We start from the raw sequence: 19,468 nt of genomic DNA on the forward strand, positions 1-19,468 counted from the left end.
GAAGCGGGGTGGTTGCCCAAGGACAACGGTGCGTTCGCCGCGCCGCCCATCACACTGATGAAAGGATGGCCGGCGCCAAGGCAGGTTGTTTGGCGGCGGGGTGCGCCGGGTTGCGGAAGCGCAACTCGCCGTCGGCGGCGCCGTCCGGCGGCGGCGCGCCGAACAACTCGAAGCGCGACGAGCAGGACACCGCGACGACACGACGGGCCGGGCCGGTGGTGAGGAAGCGGCGCACCGCGCCCTCCAGTTCCAGCTTCTCCCGCAAGGCGCGCCACTCGGCGCGGTCGAGGTCTTCGAGGAAAACGGCGAGAATGCCGGGGTGTCGTCCGGTGAGGCGGGTCTCGGCCGCGACCGACATCTGGCGGCACGCCGCCGCTGCAACCTCGTTCTCCTGCGACGCGCGTGCCGCCATGACGAAGACGCTGTTGCTGTTCGCGTCCGTGGTGACGGCCAAGTGCGCCTCCGGCCCGAATTGTTCCCGCAGGCGCGCCGGGAGGCCGCCGGGCCGGTCGCCCGCCTGGGCGCCGGCCAGCATCAACGGGTCGAGCTTCAACACGGCTTGGCTGCCGGAATCCTGGCGCTTCTCCGCCGTCAGCAGGGCGGTGATGCGGCGGTGGACCTCGGCCGTCTGGTCGGGCCCGGCTAACCCCGCAGGAAGGGTCATCTTCAGCAGGTAGCGACCCGGATGGGAGGCGAGCCAGGTCTGCAACTCGGGGTGGATGCGGTCCACCAGCATCCACCAGTCGCCGCGGTTCACCTTGCGCCCGGCTTCGGCGGAGACGGTTTCGCACACGACCTCCACCGCGGCGCCGTCGCGCTCCGCCAACAGGTCATAGGCCGCGCCTTCGGAGAAGCCGTCGAAGCGCAAGGTGAAGCCGCGCTGCCGGAGCAGCGCCGCCGTCCGGAGGCGGTGGAAAAGCGGGATCAGCGTCGCCTCGCCGGTGAGGCCGGCGAGGATCGACTCCCGCAACCGGTCGCGCGAAGCCGCAGGGAGGGTCGCCGCCATCTCCACCGCCTCTTGCGCGAGCAGGCACAGCAGGCGCTCGACGGCGGCGCCGGCGCCGCGGTCGTCGGTGGTGCGGTTGGCGAGGCGCGCCAAGGTCAACTCCAGCGCGTGGCGTTGCTGGGCGATGCGGCCCAGCAACGAGCCGGCTTGCGCACGGGCGCAAAGTTCCGAGACGCGTTGCTTCCAGGCGGGCTCGCCGCACAGGGCGACAAAGGACTGGAGCGCCCCCGATGGGGCCAGCGCGTCTGCGAAGGGCATGCTCGGCTCTCGTCTTTCCCGATCGTATGCGCGTCCAAAAGGAGACCAGACCCGGTTCCAGTCAAGCCTAAATCCGACTCCGGAAGTAGGTTATTGGGAACTCAGGCCAGCAACGCGGGAATGCGAGCGCTAGTTGCGCGGCAACCTCGCTTCGGAGGGCGCGTCGGGGTTTTGCGCTCGGTGCCGCAACAGATGGTCGGCCAGGACCAGCGCCAGCATCGCTTCCCCGACCGGGACGGCGCGGATGCCGACACAGGGGTCGTGCCGGCCTCGCGTTTCCACCTCCACGTCGCGGCCGTGGCGGTCCACACCCTGCCGTGGGATCAGGATCGAGGAGGTGGGCTTCACGGCGAAGCGCGCTACGATGGGCTGGCCGGTGGAGATGCCGCCGAGCACGCCGCCGGCGTGGTTGGCGCCGAACAGAACGCGGCCGTCCGCGCCCATGCGCATCTCGTCTGCGTTGTCCTCGCCGGAAAGGGCGGCGGCGGCGAAGCCGTCGCCGATCTCGACGCCCTTCACGGCGTTGATGCCCATGAGCGCCGCGGCGATGTCGGCGTCGAGCTTGCTGTAGATGGGCGCCCCCAGGCCAGGCGGCGCGCCTTCCGCCACCACCTCGATCACCGCGCCGAGCGAAGAGCCCGCCTTGCGGGCCGCGAGCAGCCGTTCCTCCCAACGCGCGGCGGCGGCCGGGTCCGGGCAGAACAGGGCGTTGGCGTCCACCGCCGCCCAGTCCCAGTTCGAGCGGTCCACCCGGTCGTCGCCGAGTTGCACCATGGCGGCGCGCACGCGCACGTCGGGGCCGAGCACCTTGCGCGCCACCGCGCCGGCGGCGACGCGCATGGCCGTTTCGCGCGCGCTGCTGCGCCCGCCGCCCCGGTGGTCGCGGATGCCGTACTTCAGCTCGTAGGTGAGGTCGGCGTGGCCGGGACGGAAGCGGTCCTTGATCTCGCCGTAGTCGCGCGAGCGCTGGTCCTGGTTCTCGATCACCAGCGCGATGGGCGTGCCTGTGGTCATGCCTTCATGCACGCCCGACAGGATGCGGACAGTGTCCGGCTCCTGCCGCTGCGTGACCAGCTTCGATTGCCCCGGCCGCCGGCGGTCGAGGAAGGGCTGGATATCGGCTTCGCACAATGGGAGGCGGGGCGGGCAGCCGTCCACCACGCAACCGATCGCGGGCCCGTGGCTCTCGCCCCAGGTGGTGACGCGGAAGAGGTGGCCGAAGCTGTTGTGGCTCATGGTCGGAGGCGCTTCCAGAACACGGCGTTGGCGCAGGGCGTGCCGTCGCCGCGCAACGTCGCATCTGGGATGGCGCCCAACAACGTCCAGCCGGCGCGGAGGTAGAGCCGGTGGGCGGCGCTGTGCTCTTCCGTGTCCAGCACCAGGATGTCCCGCCCGGCCGCCAACGCCGCGCGCTCGGCCGCGGCCAGCAGCGCGGCGCCGAGGCCCGCGCGGCGGGCGCGCTCGGCCACGATCAGCTTGGCGACCGAGGCCAGCCGCGGCGCCGTTTCGCTGCGGACGGGTTCGACCTGGACCGTGCCGGCGATGCCGCCGCCATCCTCGGCGACGAGCAGGACGCGCGTCCCGGCGCCGACCGCTTCCGCGACCTCGTTCCAAAACCGCATCGCCTTGTCTCGCGGAACGGGCGCCAGGAAGCTCACTTCGACCCCGCCGGCCGCCGCTTCGATCAACAGCGCCGTTAGGTCGGGGACCGCCGCCCGCGCCTCCTCCGCCCCGATGCTGCGGATGAAGGCGGCGCCCACGTCAGTCCTTGGCGGTTGCGATGTCCGGCGCGTCCGGGTTCTTCATGCCGACGACGTGGTAGCCGCAATCCACGTGGTGTACCTCGCCTGTGACACCAGACCCGAGATCGGAGAGCAGATAGAGCCCCGCGCCGCCCACGTCCTCGATGGTGACGTTGCGCCGCAAGGGCGCGTTGAGCTGGTTCCACTTCAGGATGTAGCGGAAATCGCCGATGCCGCTGGCCGCCAGCGTTTTGATCGGACCGGCGCTGATGGCATTCACGCGGATGCCGGCGGTGCCGAGGTCCGCCGCCAGATAGCGCACGCTCGCCTCCAGCGCCGCCTTCGCGACGCCCATCACGTTGTAATGGGGCGTCACCCGCTCGGCCCCCAGGTAGCTCATCGTGAGCAGCGAGCCGCCGGGGCGCATCAGCGGCACCGCGCGCTGGCACACCGAAACGAAGCTGTAGCAAGAAATGTCGAGCGCCTGCAGGAAGGCGTCGCGCGGCGTGTCGAGGTACCGGCCGCGCAGGAACTGCTTGTCGGCGAAGCCGATGGCGTGGACCAGGAAATCAAGGCCGCCCCAGTCCTCGCGCAAGGCCGCGAACGCCGCGTCCACGCTGGCGTCGTCCGTCACGTCGCAGGGCAGGACGTGGCGGCTGCCGATGCCCTCCGCCAAGGGCCGCACGCGCTTCTCCAACGCGTCGCCCTGGTAGGTGAGCGCCACCTGGCCGCCTTGCGCCGCCACGGCGCGGGCGATGCCCCAAGCGATGGAGCGGTCGTTGGCGACGCCCATGACGAGGCCTCGCTTGCCCGCCATCAGGGTGCCAACGGGGGCGTCTGCGAGCGGCGCTTCGGGCATTTTTCGGGGTGACCGGCTGGTTGCGGGCGGGGGGCGGTGGTGGCACATGCCACCGCACCGGGCAAGGGGGCGACAGCCCGCCTGTCACCCGCCTGCAACGTCCCGCATCGGATGCCGCACCATGGAAGCCATCGACCCCGTCGCGCAGTTCGAGGCTTGGTTGGCTGCGGCGGAGGCGTCGGAACCCAACGACCCCACGGCCTGCTGCCTCGCCACCTCCACGCCGGACGGCCGCCCTTCGGCACGCATGGTCCTGCTGAAGGGCGTGGACCGGGCGCCCGCGCCGGGCGGCTTCGTGTTCTACACCAACCTCGAAAGCCGCAAAGGCGAGGAGCTGCGTTCGAATCCGAACGCGGCGATGTGCTTCCATTGGAAGTCGCTCCGCCGCAGCGTCCGCGTCGAGGGCGCCACCGAACTCGTGTCGCCCGAGGAGGCCGATGCCTACTACGCCACCCGCCCGCGCGGCTCGCGCATCGGCGCCTGGGCCAGCGAGCAGTCGCGCCCGTTGGAGAGCCGCGCGTTGCTGGAAGGGCGCGTGGCGGAGTTCGAGGAGCGGTTCGGCGAAGGCGACATCCCGCGGCCCGAGACCTGGTCCGGCTTCCGCCTGCGCCCGTCGCGCATCGAGTTCTGGCGCGACATGCCTTTCCGGCTGCACGACCGCCAAGTGTTCCATTGGACGGGCGAAGCGTGGCGGACCGAGGCGCTGTATCCTTGATCCGCTGGCGGCGAAGCGGTGATCCCGTCGGCGCAGCGCCCGGTCGCTGACCTGTTGCGCCGGCTCGCCGGCGGCGCCGCGCCGATCGAGACCCACATCTCCGCCGTCTTCGTCGGACCCGACACGGTCCTCAAGCTCAAGAAGGCGGTCGACCTCGGGTTCTTGGACTTCACCACGCTCGCCGCCCGCGAGCGGTTCACGCGGCGAGAGTTGGAAGTGAACAAGCCTTTCGCGCCGGAGCTTTACCGGGACGTGGTCCCGGTCACGCGGGCGCCGGACGGGCGGCTGGAACTCGGCGGCGGCGGCGAGGCGGTGGATTGGGCGCTGCGCATGGCGCCGGTGCCGGCGCGAGATTTCCTCGACGCGGCAGCGGCGCGCGGCGGACTGACGCCGGAACTCCTGGACGGGATGGCCGACGCGGTCGGCGCCATGCACGCGGCCCTCGCGCCCGTGGCGGGGGTGGACTCGGCCGCGGCCATGACCGCGGCAGCGGAGGGCACGCGCCGCGCGGCGCTGGCCGCCGGGTTGCCCGCCGACCGGGTGGTCGCTTGGTCCTCGGCGATGGCGGCGGCGCTGCGCGAGCGGGCCCCGTTGCTCGCGGCGCGGGCCGCCGCCGGGCGGGTGCGCCGGTGCCACGGCGACCTGCACCTGAAGAACCTGTGCCTCTGGCGCGGACGGGTGACGCCGTTCGATGCGCTGGAGTTCGACGAGGCGCTGGCCACGATCGACACCGGTTACGACCTCGCCTTCCTGCTGATGGACCTTTGGCACCGCCTCGGCCGCGCGGCGGCGAACCGCGCGCTCAACCGCTACGTGGCGCGCACCGGCGACGCCGGCTTGGTGGGCGCGCTGCCGCTCTGGCTCTCGCTCCGCGCCGCGGTCAGGGCGCACGCGGAGGGCGGCGCGGCGGGGCTGGGCTATTTCGCGTCGGCCGAAGCGGTGCTGCCGCGTCCGCCCCCGCCGCCCGGCTTGGTGGCGGTCGGCGGCCTGCCCGGCACCGGCAAGAGCCGCCTCGCCCGCGCCCTTGCGCCCGATCTCGGGGCCGTCCCGGGGGCGCTGGTGTTGCGTTCCGACGAGATCCGCAAGCGCCGGCACGGCGTGGCGCCCGAGGAGCGGCTGCCGGCCTCGGCCTACGCGCCGGCGGAGAACGCGGCCGTCTTCGCCGAACTCGCGGCCCTGGCCGGCGAGGCTTTGCGCGGCGGGCACGCGGTCGTGGCCGACGCCGCCTTCCTCCGCCCGGAGGAACGGGCCGCCATCGAAGCCGCGGCACCGGCCGGCGTGCCCTTCCGGGGGTTTTGGCTAAAGGCCCCTCTGGATGTGCTGCGGGCCAGGGTGGAGGCGCGCAGGGGCGACGCTTCCGACGCCACCGTGGCCGTGTTGGAGGCGGCGGCGGGGCGCGATCCCGGCCCGGTCTCCTGGCACGCCTTGGACGCGGCGGCGGACCCGGTTACGGCGGCCCGCGCGCTCTTGCGGGCGTCCGCGGTCGTTCCGTGATAGGGTGGCGGGAATCCGCGCCCTAGGGAGAGTGCGCCATGGCCTATCGTCGCCTGCTGCTGCCGCTCACCGGCACCGCCGCCGGTGAAGCCGCCCTCGCCACAGCCCTCATCACCGCCAGATTGTGGAACGCGCACGTCCATTGCCTGCACGTGCGCGTGGACGCGCGTGACGTGGCGCCGCTCGCGGGCGAGGGCCTGTCCGGCGCCATGATTGAGGAGATGATGGCCGCCACCGAGCGCGAGAGCGGCGAGCGCGCCAGCCGGGTCCGCGACCTGTTCCAGCGCGTGACCGGCGCCGTGGGCGGCATCACGCTCGCCGACAGCGCCGAAACCGCGCTCAAGACCGACGGCCCCACCCTCTCCTTCGAGTCGATCGCCGGCCGGGAGGAGGACGTGGTGGCGCAGCAGTCCCGCCTCTACGACATGGCGGTGGTGCCGCACCCGGAGGCGGACGAGGACGTGTCCTCCTCGGACGCGCTGCACGCCGTGCTGTTCGACAGCGGCCGCCCGGTGCTGATCGCGCCGCGCGAGGCGCCCACCTCGGTCGGCACACGCATCTGCTGCGCCTGGAACGGCACCGCCGAGAGCGCCGCGGCGATCGCGGCAGCCCTGCCCTTCCTGCACCACGCGGGCGCGGTGCGCCTGCTCTACGCCGACGAGTACCAGCGCCGCGGCCCCTCCGTGGAGGGCATCCGCGCCTACCTTCGTTGGCATGAGATCGAGGCCGAGACGCAGCTCTTCAAGCCGCAGACTAAGGACGTGGGCGCGGGCCTGCTCGGCGCGGCGCGGGACTTCGGCGCCGACCTCTTGTGCATGGGCGCCTACAGCCACTCCCGCCTGCGGCAGCTCATCTTAGGCGGCGTGACCCGGCACGTGCTGGAGAACTCGGACATGCCCGTGCTGATGTGCCGCTGACGGGCGCCGGGCGGGTCAGCGCGAGGCGGAGCGCCTCGCCCGCCGCGCCAGGGCGTGGGCCGCAAAGGCGACCGTGATGACCAGCGCCGAGACGCCGGTGGTGAGCGAGCCCAGCGCGTAGATTTCCGGCGTCGTTGCCGTGGTGGTCAGGCCCTGCAACTCGAGCGGCAGCGTGTTGGCCTCGCCCATCGCTTGCGAGGAACGGGCGATCTCGTCCCAGGACAAGGTAAAGCCGAACAGCGCCACGCCGACGAGGCTCGGCGCGACCAGCGGCAGCACGGCGTGCCGGAACACGCCCCAGGGCGAGGCGCCGAGGTCGCGCGCCGCTTCCTCCACCTCCACGGGAAAGCGGTTGAACACCGCGAACATGATCAGCAGGCCGAAGGGCAGCGTCCAGGTGAGGTGGGCGCCGAGGCCCGAGGTGAACAGCCCCATGGCCGTGGTGTGGTCCTCGGCGCCGAGCCACGTGGGAAGGCGGCCGGCCTCCGCCAGCGCGCGGATGGCGTCGTCCAGTATGCGGAATTGGAGGGCGATGCCGAGCGAGACCGCGATCGAGGGCACGATGAGGCTCGCCACGGTGAGCTGGAACAGCGCGCCCTCCCCGCGGAACCGGCGCCGGAAGGCGTAGCCGCCGAGCAGCGCCACCGCAGTGGTCAGCGCCATCACCACGAGGCCGAGGCGGAGCGAGCGGCCGAAGGCGGCCCAGATGTCCACCACGCCGGCGCCGGCGAACAGCCGTTCGTACCAGTGGAAAGAGAAGCCGCTCATGGGGAAGGTCAGGCCGCCTTCCGGGCCCTGGAAGGACAGGACCAGGATGGTCAGCGTCGGGCCGTAGAGGAAGATGACGAACGCCACGAACACAGCGCCGAGCCACCAGCGGGAGGCGCCGCCTCCCGTCACAGCTCGCGCCGCACGTCCACGAGGCGCGTGAGCGCCGCGATCATCATCAGCACCACCGCCAGCAGCACCACGGACTGCGCGGCGGCCGCCGGGAATTGGAGGTAGGCGGCGTGGGTCTGGATCGCCTTGCCCACGGAGGCGATCTGCTGGCCGCCCATGACGCCGACCGTGACGAAATCGCCCATCACCAGCGTCCCCACGAAAATGGCGCCGATCGCCAGTCCCGGCTTGGCCAGCGGCAGGACCACGTGGAGCACGATCTGCCGACCGGAAGCGCCGGCGTCGCGCGCCGCTTCCAGGAGGCGCCGGTCGATGCGCATCAGGCTGTTGAACACCGGCACCACCACGAACAGCGTGTAGAGGTGGACGAAGGCCAGCACCACGGCGAACTCGGAATAGAGCAGCCAGTCCAGCGGCCGGTCCACGACGCCGGCGCCGAGCAGCGCCCGGTTCACCGCGCCCTCGCGGCCGAGCAGCGGTATCCAGGAGATCATCCGGATCACGTTGGAGGTGAGGAAGGGCGCGGTGCAGAGCAGGAACAGCGCGGTGCGCATGGCGTCCGAACGGACGTGGAAGGCTAGGAAGTAGGCGACGGCGAAGCCGAGCGGGAGGGTGGCGGCGAGGGTGAGCGCGCAAAGGCGGAAGGTCGAAAGGTAAGTGCGGAGCGTGGCGCAGGCGCCGCTGCCGGACACGCAGCCCTCGAACATCTCGCGGTAGTTCCGCAGCGTGACGTCGGGGACGAGGGTGAACTCGGTGTAGTCCCAAAGGCTGACGGCGGCCGTGACGAGCAGCGGCAGGACCAGGAACAGCAGCAGCACGAGGGCGAGCGGGGCGGCTTGGAGATACGGCGCCACGCCCGCGCCGGCGCCCCCCGGCCGGGGCTGCGCCGCCGCAGCCACCGCTGAGGCAGGGGGCGTGGCGGTGTCGAGTAGCGCCGCCGCGCCGAGGGCCGCGTCAGGCCGCGATGAACTCATTCCATTTCCTGACCATGTAGTCGTTCTCGTCCATCACCGCGTTCCAGCAGGCGACCGAGCCCATGCGCTGCTCGAAGCTGCCGCCGTCACGCACCGCGCCGGCTTTCTCCATCACGGTGCCGTCCGGGGCGCGGATGTCCTTTTCGGCCGGCTTGCCTTCCATCCAGAAGGCCCACTCGTAGGGCTCCATGTGCTTCTGCGCCGTGGACAGCACCGCCGAGTAGTAGCCCTGCCGGTTCAGGAACGCCCCGGCCCAGCCGGACAGGAACCAGTTGATGAACTCGTAGCCGGCATCGAGGCGGCGGCCGGTGGTGGTGCGCGGCATGCCCATGCCCTGCGCCCAGGCCCGGTAGCCCTCCTTCAACGGCTGGTACACGCAGGGCACGCCCATGGAGCGCACCTTGGTGACGGCGGGCGACCACATGGACTGGATCACCACCTCGCCGGAGGCCATGAGATTCACGCTCTCGTTGAAGTCGCGCCAGAAGGCGCGGAACTGGCCGGCGCGCTTGGCCTCCGTCAACGCCGCCATGGTGAGGTCGATCTCGGCCCGCGTCATGTTGCCTTTGTCGGCGTAGCGGTGGCGGCCCGTGGCCTCCACGGCCATCGCCGCGTCCATGATGCCGATCGCGGGCACGTTCAGGATGGAAGCCCGGCCCCGGAACTCCGGGTTCAGCAGTTCGGCCCAGGACTCGATCGGGCGGTTGATGCGGTCCGGCCGGATGCCGAGCGTGTCGGCGTTGTAGACGGTGGGGATGAGGGTCAGCCACTCCGTCGGCGAAGCGGCGAAATTCTTCGACTCGCGGCCTTCGAGGTAGAGGATCTTCCACGGCGCGAGGCCCTGGGAACCGAGCTTGCGCCCGCCCGCTTCGCCGCGCGTCAGCACCGGCGTGATCTCCTCCGCGAGCTTGATGCGCTTGGCGTCCAGGCCGACGATGTTGCCCGTCGGCAGGACGCGCCGCGCCATCCAGAGCTCGAGGTCCATCACGTCGAAGCTGTTGGGCTGCGTCACGGCGCGGCGCACCACGTCGTCCGAGGTGACGGCGATGTACTCGAGGTTGACGCCGAGGTCCTCGCGGACCCTGTCCTTGATGCCCTGGTGCTGGTTCACCGCCGTGCCCAGGAAGCGCAGCGTCACCGGCCCTTGGGCGTGGACGGCGGGCGCTGCCAACGCCCCCGCCGCGGCGGCCGCCCCGCCCAGCAGCGCGCCCCGCCGCGTCACCACGGCCCCGCCACTTCCAGCACGTCCCGCCATGCTCCCCTCCTCCGTCCCGTCCGTCGCTATTCGCCGGCCGCGAGCGGGCGCGCGTCCGCCCCGGCCCAGGTCAGCCCCACGCGGTCGCCGGGCGCGACCGCGCGCGCGCGGTACTCCGCCTCGTCCAGCAGCGCCGTGAGCTCGTCCGCGCCATCGGCGGAGAGCGTCAGGGCGAAGCCGGTGCCGGTGTACTCCACGGCGCGCACCACGGCCGGCAGCGCGCCCGGGGCGTCCGGCGGCGCGAGATGCGTGCGGTCCGAGCGCACGGCGACCGGCCGCCCGTCGGCGCCCGCGACCACGTTGTGGCCGCTCATGAAGCGGGCGGCGAAGGCGGTGCGAGGGCGGTCGAACAGGTCTTCGGGCGCGCCCTGCTGCTCGATCCGGCCGGCCCGCATAAGCACGACCAGGTCGGCGAGCGCCAGGGCCTCGTCCTGCGAATGGGTGACGTGGACGAAGGTGATGCCGAGGTCGCGGTTGAGGCGCTTCAGCTCGGCGCGCACGCGGCCGCGGAGGAAGGGGTCCAGCGCCGAGAGCGGCTCGTCCAGCAGCAGCGCCGAAGGGTTGGTGACGAGCGCTCGGGCCAGCGCCACGCGCTGCTGCTGGCCGCCTGAGAGCTGCGCGGGCAAGCGGTCCGCGTAGGCGTCCATGTGGACGAGCGCGAGCATCTCCAGCGCGCGGGCGCGGCGCTCGGCCTTCCCGACGCCGCGCATGCGGAGTCCGAAGGCCGCGTTGTCGAGGGCGGACAGGTGCGGGAACAGCGCGTAGGATTGGAACATCATCGCCGTGCCGCGGCGGGCCGGCGGCAGGTTCGTGACGTTGGCGCCGTCCAGCACCACGTCGCCCTCGCTCGGCGCCTCGTGGCCGGCGAGCATGCGCAGCGTGGTGGTCTTGCCGCAGCCGGACGGGCCGAGCAGGCAGCAATAGCTGCCGGCCGGGATGCGCAGGTCCAACGCGTCCACCGCCGTCGCCGCGCCGAAGCGCTTGGTGACCGCCGCGAACTCGACGGCGCCGCGCCGCGCGACGCTGCCCGCGGCGCTGGCTTCAGCCGTCCGGCGTTGCAGGGGCGCGTTAATGCCGCGGCTCCCGCCGCGCCGGCGCCACTGCCGCGACGCCCCGCCGCACGTCCAATCCGGGCCGCGCCGAAAGACCGATGTTCATCCCCTTCCCCGCGCGGGAGCTTTCGTCCGCGCCGATGTAGCGTCCCGATGTTGCACGAAGCGTGCCAGCGTGGCGAGGGCGCCGGGCGCGCCGCGGACGCGTCGCGCGTGCCGCCGGCGTGGGCAGCGGGGCCGCCTTTTTGGGCTCGGCCGCTACTTCGTGCCGTACAGCCGGTCCCCGGCGTCGCCGAGGCCGGGGCGGATGTAGGCGTGGTCGTCGAGGCAGCGGTCCACGGCGCAGGTGAAGACCGGGACTTCAGGGTGCGCCTCCGCCATTATGGAGAGGCCCTCGGGCGCGGCGAGGAGGCAGGCGAAGCTGATCTGCTCGGCGCCGGCCTGCTTGACGCGCTCCACCGCCGCCGCGGCGGAGTGGCCGGTGGCGAGCATCGGATCCACGACCACCGCCAAGCGGCTGCGCACGTCCTCCGGCAACTTGAGGTAGTATTCGACGGGCGCCAGCGTCGTGGGGTCGCGGTACAGGCCGATATGGCCGACACGGGCCGAGGGCACGAGGTCCAGCATGCCTTCCAAGATGCCGTCGCCGGCGCGCAGGATCGAAACGAAGCAGAGCTTCTTGCCCGAGAGGATCGGCGAATCCATCGGCTCCAGCGGCGTTTCGATGCGCCGGGTCTCCAGCGGCAGGTCGCGGGTGACCTCGTAGGCCATCAACAGGCTGATCTCGCGCGCGAGGCGGCGGAACTCGCCGGTGGAGGTTTCGCGCTGGCGGAGCAGCGTCAGCTTGTGCTGCACCAGCGGGTGCCCGACGACGGTGAGGCGCGGGTGCAGGTTCGCGGTCGTCATCGCGCTGGGTCCTTCAGAACACGGTGCCGTCGCTTACGACGCGGAGCGGCGGGCCGCCACCCGGCCGCAATTCGGCGGCGATACGGCGGCCGGCCGCCCAGGTGCCGCCCTCCAGGATGCGCGCCAAGGGCATGTCGGGGCGGCCGAGGCGGGCGCGGACGCGCCCGGCCAAGCGGTCCAGCAGCGCGACGGTCAGGGCGCGCCACTCCACCACGGCCTCGTGCCCGACGGGCAGCGGCGCCGCGGCGAGCGGGGGGTCGCGTAGGGACAGCACGCCAAGGTCGAGCAGGAGACCGCCGTTGCGGTACTCGGGCAGGCCGGTGAGGTCGTCGAGGCCGGAAACGGGGACGCCCGCGTCCTCGAACACTTCCACCAGCGAGTAGGCGAGCCACTGCGACAGCTTGTGGAAGGGGACCAGGCCGGCCGCCGGTCCTCCGGGCGCGGCCAGGGAATGACGCCACACGTCGCCGAGGCCGATGCCACCGAGCACGAGGCGCCCCGGCCAGATGGGACCGAAGCCGTCGAGCACGGCTGCCAGGATGGCGCGTGCTGGCAGGCCGCCGGCGCCCGCTTGGCCGAGCAGGCGGTCGTAGAGGCCGCCGATGCGCGGCGGCCCGGCGCCGAACAGGTCGGGGCGCGCCCGGAGCGCCGCGCCCAGGTTGCGCATCAGCGCCGCGCGGCCTTCCAAGCCCTCCAAAGGGTTGCCGGGTCCGGCCTGGAAGGCGCGGCCGAGCGCCGCCGCGTCCAGCCGAGCGAGGCCGTCGGCGTCGGCCCGCAACGGGCGCCGGACCGGGTCGCCGGAGAACAGGCCGGCGCGGAAGGCGTCGAAGCTGGCGATGGCCAAGCCCTCGGAACGTCCGAGGACGGCGCCCGTGGCGGGCTCCGTGTAGGACCACGCGGCGCCCGCGCCGGCGTCGAGCAGCACGCTGACGACGCAGAGTTCGACGCGCATCCGCGCTATCTCGGCCGGCTCCCGGCCGCGGAGGCCGGCGGCGAGTCCGCCCCAGCGGTCGCGCCCGCCCGCCGCGAAGTGGCGCCAGCGCGCGTGGTAGGGGATGGCGAGGTCCGGGTGGCGCGTCCGGATGGTGTCCACCACGTAGTCGGCGGCCGCGTCCAGCCGCTCGGGCCGGAGCGCGAAGTGCGGCAGCCGGTCGGCTTCGGCCAGCGCCAGCAGGGCGTGGCACCGCTCGCGGATCGTCTCCGGGCGGCGCAGCAGCGCGACGGCGGCCGCCGCGTCAGCCGAGGAGGCCACGGCCCTTGGCGAGCTTCAGCTCCGCGGCGTCGGGCATGGTCTCGGCGAAGTAGCCGGCGGCCTTCTTGGCGTCCATTTCCACCTGGGCGTCGGCGGGGATCAACCCGTCCGGGATGGGCACACGCCTCACCACCTCGATGCCGCTGTCCACGATCGGGCCGAACTTCATGTTGCTCATGGAGACCAGCTCGTCGATGCGCGTCACGCCGAGCCAGTGCAGCACGTCCGGCATCAGCTCCTGGAAGCGCATGTCGGAAACGCCGGCGACGCATTCGGTGCGCAGGAAGTAGGCGTCGGCGCGGTCGCCGCCCTCCTGCCGCTTGCGGGCGTTGTAGACGAGGAACTTCGTCACCTCGCCGAGCGCCCTGCCCTCCTTGCGGTTGTAGACCATGACGCCCACGCCGCCGCGCTGCGCCATGGCGATGCAGACCTCGACCCCGTGCGCGAGGTAGGGGCGGCAGGTGCAGATGTCGGAGCCGAACACGTCGGAGCCGTTGCACTCGTCGTGGACGCGGCAGGCGACGCGCGTGTCCGGCCGGCCGAGCAGCGCGGGGTCGCCGAACAGGTAGACGGAGGCGCCGCCGATGGGCGGCAGGAACACGCGGAGGTCCGGGCGCGTCACCAGCTCGGGGAACATCCCGCCGGTCTGCTCGAAGAGCGCGCGGCGGAGCGCCCCTTCGGCGATGCCGAAGCGCTCGGCCACGCCCGGCAGCCACCAGACCGGCTCGATGGCGATCTTCGTGACGCGCACGTCGCCGGCGGCCGTGAGGACCTCGCCGTCCGGTTCGAGCCGCCCGGCGCGCATGGCGAGGTCGATTTCCGGCATGTTCAGGCGCGCGCGGGTGACGGCGATTGTCGGGCGGATGTCGCAACCGGCGGCGATCCGGGCCGCGAAAGCTTCCGAGGTCACGTGGCCCCAAGGGTCGAGCGACACGATGCGGCGCGGGTCGGCCCACTGCGGGAACGGGCCGATCGGCACGGCGGGTCGGGTGTCGCTGAGGTCGGGGCGGTGGTCGGCGCGGAGCTGGCCGGCGGCGACGGCCAGCGCCCTGTACAACGAGTAGGCGCCGGAGTGCGTCCCGATCGCGTTGCGGGCGGCGGGATCGGTGAGCGTCGCCACGATCGGCCCGCGGGCCACGGGATCGGCCGCCCCCCATCGCACGGGAGGCGCGGCCCCGCCGGCGGCGGGGTGGGAGGTGAGGACGATCGGCCGGGAGGTGCGGACGCCTTCGCGCAGGCGGTTCGGGCCAGTCAACGCTTTTGCTCCGAGTTCGAAACGCCGAGACTAAGCCTTTCCGCGGCCAAACGGAACTTTTCCTTGCACGGGCGGTGTCACGCGGACGCCTTCGCCCGCGCGGCTTCGGTCGCGGCCGCGTCCACGGTGCCGTCCGCGGCGAGAACCACCCCGTAGTCGCGCCGCGCATCCTCGGCCGGGACCAAGCCGTCGAGCACGTCGGCGCGCACCGCCTCCGGATCGCGCTCGAAGGGCGGGCCGTAGCCGCCGCCGGCCGGGCCCACGCAGACGAACAGGTCGCCGGCTCGGATGGGCATGTGCGGCGCCTTGGAAGGCAGCGACCGCGCCGTCCCGTCCGCCCGGCGGAGCGTGAGGGCGGCGGGCGCGCCGTCGCCTCCGCCGGCGAAGCCCCAGGGGCGGAAGCCGTGCCCCTCCCCCTCCACCGAGGCGCCGCCGTCCTCCAGGAAGCGGAACTCCCGCACGCTGCCCAGGCCCCCGCGGAACCGGCCCGGCCCGGCCACGCCCTCGCGCAGCTCGTAGCGCTCCACGCGGAGCGGCAGGTGGCTCTCGATGTCTTCCACCGGGTTGTTGCGCGTGTTGGCGTAGAGCGTGTCCACGGCGTCCATGCCGTCCGCGCCCGGCCGGCCGCCGTAGCTGCCCTCGAAGATCTCCATGTGGACCCAATGCGAGCCGCCGCGCAGTCCCGAGAAGGCGATGACCTTCAGGTTGCCGATGCCGGCCGAGACCTGCCCCGGCACCGCCTGCGCCAGCGCCTTCATCACCGTGTCGGCGAGCTGGTTGCCGGGCGCGAAGCGCGCGATGGTCGGCGCCGGGAACTCCGGGTTGGCGAGACAGCCGCGCGGGGCGACGATCTCGATCGGGCGCGTCAGCCCCTCGTTGACCGGGATGTGGCCGTGGACGGCGGTGTCCAGCAGCACGGACCGGACGGTGAGCCAGACCGCCACGTCCACCGTGCCCGTGAAGGGCATGTTAATTGGCCGGTCCGGCACCTGGGGCGCGGTGCCGGTCAGGTCTACCACCAGCCCGTCGCCGCGCTTCGTCACCGTGGCCACCAGCGGCAGCTCGCGCCGCGACGGGTCGGGGTCGTCGAGGAAGCCGTCGATGCGGGTCTCGGCGCGCCAGGAGCCCTCGGGCAAGCGGGCGATGGCTTGGCGCATCAGGCGCTCGGCGTGGTCCATCAGGGCGCCGCAGGCGGCGCGGAAGGCGGGGAGCCCCCATTGCTCCACCAAGGCCGCCATGCGCTCGGCGCCGATGCGGCTCGCCGCGACTTGCGCCTCCATGTCGCCCACCACGAGGTCGGAGGCGCGGAGGTTGTCGCGGAGGATCTGCCACACCGCGTCGTTGCGGCGGCCGGCGTCGTGGACCTTGATCGCCTTGAACTGGAGCCCTTCGGCGTAGGCGTCGATCGCGTCCACGATGCCGCAGGAGCCGGGGGTGAGCGCGCCGATGTCGAGGTGGTGCGCCGTGGTGGCGGAGAAGCCGACCAGTTCCTCCCCGTGGAACACCGGGACGATGAAGGCCACGTCCGGCCCGTGGCTCGCGCCCCCGTAGGGGTCGTTGTGCATGATGACGTCGCCGGGGCGGATGGCCTCGCCGCGGGCGCGGAGGGTGGCGATCACGTTCTTCACGTAGCCGGGGATCGGGCCTGATTGGAGAGGCGTGGACTGCGCCGACTCGGCAAGGCCCCTGCCCTCCGCGTCCACCAGGGCGGCGCCGAAGTCCTCGCTCTCCCGGATGATGGAGGAGTAGGACATCCGCATCAGCTTGTAGCCGATCTCGACGGCGATGTTCTCCAGCGCGCCTTGGATGACGCTGGCGGTCACAGGGTCCATGCGCGGCGGTCTCCGCTGCTCAAAGCGCGATCAAGAGGTTGCCGCCGGGTTCGGCGGTCAGGGTGCAGCCGGGCGGCACCACGGTGGTGCTGTCCGTCTGCAAGACGATGGCCGGGCCGGGTATCGGCTCACCCACGGGCAGGCGGTCGCGCGCGAGGAAGGCGGTCTCGGCGCGCACCGGCTTGTTGTCCGGGCCGGCGAAGACGGCGGGCGCGCGCCGCAAGGTGGCCTCGGCCAAGCTGCCGCCGCGCCGGGGCGCCGGGCGGTCGAGCTTCGGGCGCGGGCCGAGGCCGGTGACGCGCAGGTTCACGATCTCCACAGGGCTCGCCGGGAAGGAATGGCCGTACTCGGCGCGGTGCTGGGCGTGGAAGCGCTCCAACCCCGCGGCGACCAGGGCCTCGTCCACCGGGCCGGCGCCGAAGGGCACGCGCAGCTCGTAGCCCTGGCCGGCGTAGCGCAGGTCGCCGGCGCGCTCGTAGCGCGCGGCGGCGGGGTCCACGCCGTCGAGCGCGAACTGCGCCGCGATCTCATCCTCCATGGCGGCGAAGTCGGAGGCGATGCGCGCGGGGTCGAGCGCGCCCGAGGACTGGAACAGCGTCCGCACGGCGTCGTACTTCAGGTCTGTCGTCAGCAGCCCCATGGCGGAGGTGATGCCCGGGTGCGGCGGCACCAGCACCTCGCGGACGCCCAAGCCCCGCGCCACGTCCGCCGCGTGCAGCGGGCCGGCGCCCCCGAAGGCCACCAGAGCGTAGCCGCGCGGGTCGATCCCCTTCTGCACCGTGCGGCCGCGGATGGCGTTCGCCATGTTGGCGTTGACGATGGTCAACACGCCCAACGCGGCTTCTTCAGGACTCAGGCGCAACTCCGCCGCCAGCTCCCCGATGACACGCGCCGAGGCCGCCGCGTCCAGCGTCATCGCGCCGCCGAGGAAGTTGCCCGGGTCCAGGCGGCCGAGCACGATGTTCGCGTCCGTCACCGTTGGCCGCGCGCCGCCGCGCCCGTAGCCCGCCGGCCCCGGCACCGCGCCGGCCGATTGCGGGCCGACGCGGAAGGCGCCGCCCGCGTCCACCCGCGCGACCGAGCCGCCGCCGGCGCCGATGGTGTGGATGTCGATCATCGGCGTCAGCAGCGGGAAGCCGGCGATCCAGGTGTCGCGCGCGGTGGCCTCGGCGAAGCGCCCGCCCGTGACGATGCCGATGTCGGCCGAGGTGCCGCCGATGTCGAGGGTTATCAGATCCTCCCGGCCGGAGAGCGCGCCGGCCCAGGTGCCGCCGAGCACGCCGGCCGCGGGTCCGGAGAGCATGGTCGCCACCGGCCGCTCCGCCACGCCCTGCGCCGTGGCCACGCCGCCGTTGGAGGCCATGATGTGCAGGTCGGCGCGCAGCCCGGCGTCGCGCATCCGGCCTTCCAACCGGCGGACGTAGCCGCGCACCTCGGGGCCGACGAAGGCGTTCATGGCGGCGGTGGTGAAGCGCTCGAACTCGCGGAACTGCGGCGCGATCTCGGAGGAGAGGGTGACAAAGGCGTCCGGGTGCTCCTCCAGCACGATCTCCCGCGCGCGGCGCTCGTGCGCGGGGTTCAGATAGGAGAACAGGAAGCAGACCGCGATGGAGGCGATCCCGGCGCCGCGCAGCCCCCGCGCGGCCTCCCGGACCTCCTCCTCCGCCAGCGGCACCAGCACGTCTCCGCGCGGCGGCACCAGCCGCTCCGTGACCACGTGGCGGTGCCTGCGCTTCACCAGAGGCGTTTCCTGCCACGGGATGCGCTGCTGGATGGAGTAGTGCTGCGGGCGCTGGTGGCGGCCGATGTGCAGCACGTCGCGGTAGCCGCGCGTGGTGATCATGCCGCACTCCGCGCCGCGGTGCTGCAACGCGGCGTTGGTGGCGATGGTGGTGCCGTGCAGGACGTGGGCCACGTCGCCCGGCGCCACGTCCGCTAGGCGGCACAGGCCGAGGATGCCCTCCACCACCCCGACCGACGGGTCCTCCGGCGTGGAGGAGACCTTGTGGATCGCGGTGCGGCCGGCTTCGGGCTCCGCCAGGACGAGGTCGGTGAAGGTGCCCCCGACGTCCACGCCGACCAGGATCACGGCGTCGCCCTCTCCGGGCTGGCCCCGCCGCGCGGGGTCCGGCGCCGGAAGTCCTGCGCCATCTCCTCCAGCGTCACGAAGCGCACGCCGGGGTGCCGCAGCATGTGCGCGATCAGCCGCTCGAGCATCAGCAGCACCTGCGGGCGGCCGGAGACGTCGGGGTGGATGGTCATCGGCACCACGGCGTAGTCGTGTTCGCGGCACACGAAGTCGAAGTGGTCGCGCCAGATCTCTTCGAGCTGGCGCGGCGACACGTAGCCGTGGCTGTTCGGGAAGCCCTTGATGAACATCATCGGCGGCAGGTCGTCGAGGTACCAGGAGGCCGGGATCTCCACCAAGTCCGTTTCGCGGCCTTTGGTGAAGGGCTTCATCCAGCTCTCCGCCGGCTGCGAGTAGTCGATGGGCGTCCAGGCGTCGCCGGTGCGGACGTAGTAGGGCGTCGCGTCGTGGTGCATCAGGCTGTGGTCGTAGGCGACGCCGCGCTCGACCAGGATCTCGATGGAGGTGGCCGAGACCTCCCACCAGGGCGCGACGTAGCCGACCGGCCGGCGACCCCAGTGCTTCTCGATCAGCGCGATGCACTTGTCGAAGATCGCCTCCTCCTGTTGGCGGGACAGGGCGAGCGGGTTCTCGTGGCTGTACCCGTGCAGGCCGATCTCGTGCCCGGCGGCGGCCACCATGTCGGTCTCCTTCGGGAAGCTTTCGATGGTGTGCCCGGGGATGAACCAGGACTGCTTCAGGCCGAAGCGCTCGAACAGCTTGAGCAGGCGCGGCATGCCAACTTCGGCGGCGAACACGCCGCGGCTGATGTCGCCCGGGCTGTCCTCCCCCTTGTAGCTGCCGAGCCAGCCCGCGACCGCGTCGCAGTGGATGCTGAAGGCGCAGAGGATCTCCTTGGGCATCCTGTCCTCCTCGTTCTTTCTGTGGCGCGTCCCCGCCGTTGGCAGGCTCGACCGTCCCGC

Annotated in this window: 17 protein-coding genes; 3 read left to right on the forward strand and 14 right to left on the reverse strand. The window is 72.7% G+C overall.

The genetic code is table 11. The features are described from left to right. Positions 1–49: 49 nt before the first annotated feature. From ABD067_RS03155 to fabI, 4 genes are all read right to left on the reverse strand, one after another. Positions 50–1,264 carry a hypothetical protein gene (locus tag ABD067_RS03155; protein WP_343893704.1) on the reverse strand — a complete coding sequence of 405 codons (1,215 nt, stop codon included), beginning with the start codon at positions 1,262–1,264 and terminating at the stop codon, positions 50–52. A gap of 129 nt (positions 1,265–1,393) precedes the next feature. After that, complete coding sequence (aroC, locus tag ABD067_RS03160) at positions 1,394–2,500, reverse strand: chorismate synthase (RefSeq protein WP_343893705.1); 1,107 nt, start codon at positions 2,498–2,500, stop codon at positions 1,394–1,396. Beyond that, positions 2,497–3,024 carry a GNAT family N-acetyltransferase gene (locus tag ABD067_RS03165; RefSeq protein ID WP_343893706.1) on the reverse strand — a complete coding sequence of 176 codons (528 nt, stop codon included), beginning with the start codon at positions 3,022–3,024 and terminating at the stop codon, positions 2,497–2,499. The genes aroC and ABD067_RS03165 overlap by 4 nt, the downstream gene beginning before the upstream one ends. Before the next feature lies 1 nt (position 3,025). After that, positions 3,026–3,865 carry an enoyl-ACP reductase FabI gene (gene fabI / locus ABD067_RS03170; RefSeq protein ID WP_343893707.1) on the reverse strand — a complete coding sequence of 280 codons (840 nt, stop codon included), beginning with the start codon at positions 3,863–3,865 and terminating at the stop codon, positions 3,026–3,028. A gap of 121 nt (positions 3,866–3,986) precedes the next feature. Between fabI and pdxH the strand changes: the two genes are divergently transcribed. The 3 genes from pdxH to ABD067_RS03185 are packed head-to-tail and all read left to right on the forward strand — an operon-like array spanning position 3,987 to position 6,991. Then, positions 3,987–4,580 carry a pyridoxamine 5'-phosphate oxidase gene (gene pdxH / locus ABD067_RS03175; RefSeq protein ID WP_343893708.1) on the forward strand — a complete coding sequence of 198 codons (594 nt, stop codon included), beginning with the start codon at positions 3,987–3,989 and terminating at the stop codon, positions 4,578–4,580. A gap of 18 nt (positions 4,581–4,598) precedes the next feature. Then, positions 4,599–6,074 (forward strand): bifunctional aminoglycoside phosphotransferase/ATP-binding protein, encoded by a 1,476-nt coding sequence (locus ABD067_RS03180; RefSeq protein WP_343893709.1) that lies wholly within the window; start codon positions 4,599–4,601, stop codon positions 6,072–6,074. 38 nt (positions 6,075–6,112) lie between these two features. Further along, the gene (locus tag ABD067_RS03185; RefSeq protein ID WP_343893710.1) at positions 6,113–6,991 is read left to right on the forward strand and encodes a universal stress protein; all 879 of its coding nucleotides are present in this window, start codon (positions 6,113–6,115) and stop codon (positions 6,989–6,991) included. Between the two features lie 15 nt (positions 6,992–7,006). Here the strand turns inward: ABD067_RS03185 and ABD067_RS03190 are convergent, their stop codons facing one another. The 10 genes from ABD067_RS03190 to ABD067_RS03235 form a co-directional block, all read right to left on the reverse strand. Beyond that, positions 7,007–7,891, reverse strand: coding sequence for an ABC transporter permease (locus ABD067_RS03190; protein ID WP_343893711.1), 885 nt, complete (start codon positions 7,889–7,891; stop codon positions 7,007–7,009). Further along, positions 7,888–8,865, reverse strand: coding sequence for an ABC transporter permease (locus tag ABD067_RS03195; protein WP_343893712.1), 978 nt, complete (start codon positions 8,863–8,865; stop codon positions 7,888–7,890). Before ABD067_RS03195 ends, ABD067_RS03190 begins: the two co-directional genes overlap by 4 nt. Beyond that, positions 8,846–10,120: an ABC transporter substrate-binding protein gene (locus ABD067_RS03200; protein WP_343893713.1), complete on the reverse strand. Its 1,275-nt coding sequence runs from the start codon at positions 10,118–10,120 to the stop codon at positions 8,846–8,848. Before ABD067_RS03200 ends, ABD067_RS03195 begins: the two co-directional genes overlap by 20 nt. A gap of 26 nt (positions 10,121–10,146) precedes the next feature. Further along, a complete protein-coding gene (locus ABD067_RS03205; RefSeq protein ID WP_343893714.1) occupies positions 10,147–11,079 on the reverse strand; it encodes an ABC transporter ATP-binding protein in 933 nt (310 codons plus the stop codon). Positions 11,080–11,430: 351 nt separating this feature from the next. Beyond that, positions 11,431–12,078: a uracil phosphoribosyltransferase gene (gene upp, locus ABD067_RS03210; RefSeq protein WP_343893715.1), complete on the reverse strand. Its 648-nt coding sequence runs from the start codon at positions 12,076–12,078 to the stop codon at positions 11,431–11,433. A 13-nt stretch (positions 12,079–12,091) separates the two neighbouring features. Beyond that, positions 12,092–13,330, reverse strand: coding sequence for a URC4/urg3 family protein (locus ABD067_RS03215; RefSeq protein WP_343893716.1), 1,239 nt, complete (start codon positions 13,328–13,330; stop codon positions 12,092–12,094). Beyond that, entirely contained in the window at positions 13,314–14,585 is a 1,272-nt protein-coding gene (locus tag ABD067_RS03220) for a GTP cyclohydrolase II (RefSeq protein ID WP_343893717.1), read from the reverse strand. The genes ABD067_RS03215 and ABD067_RS03220 overlap by 17 nt, the downstream gene beginning before the upstream one ends. A 77-nt stretch (positions 14,586–14,662) precedes the next feature. Further along, positions 14,663–16,417: a hydantoinase B/oxoprolinase family protein gene (locus ABD067_RS03225; protein ID WP_343893719.1), complete on the reverse strand. Its 1,755-nt coding sequence runs from the start codon at positions 16,415–16,417 to the stop codon at positions 14,663–14,665. A gap of 19 nt (positions 16,418–16,436) precedes the next feature. Then, complete coding sequence (locus tag ABD067_RS03230) at positions 16,437–18,506, reverse strand: hydantoinase/oxoprolinase family protein (protein ID WP_343893720.1); 2,070 nt, start codon at positions 18,504–18,506, stop codon at positions 16,437–16,439. Continuing rightward, complete coding sequence (locus tag ABD067_RS03235) at positions 18,503–19,408, reverse strand: polysaccharide deacetylase family protein (protein ID WP_343893721.1); 906 nt, start codon at positions 19,406–19,408, stop codon at positions 18,503–18,505. Before ABD067_RS03235 ends, ABD067_RS03230 begins: the two co-directional genes overlap by 4 nt. Between the last annotated feature and the right edge of the window lie 60 nt (positions 19,409–19,468).

This window comes from Craurococcus roseus, assembly GCF_039523795.1.
In the GTDB taxonomy this organism is placed as follows: Bacteria; Pseudomonadota; Alphaproteobacteria; order Acetobacterales; family Acetobacteraceae; genus Craurococcus; species Craurococcus roseus.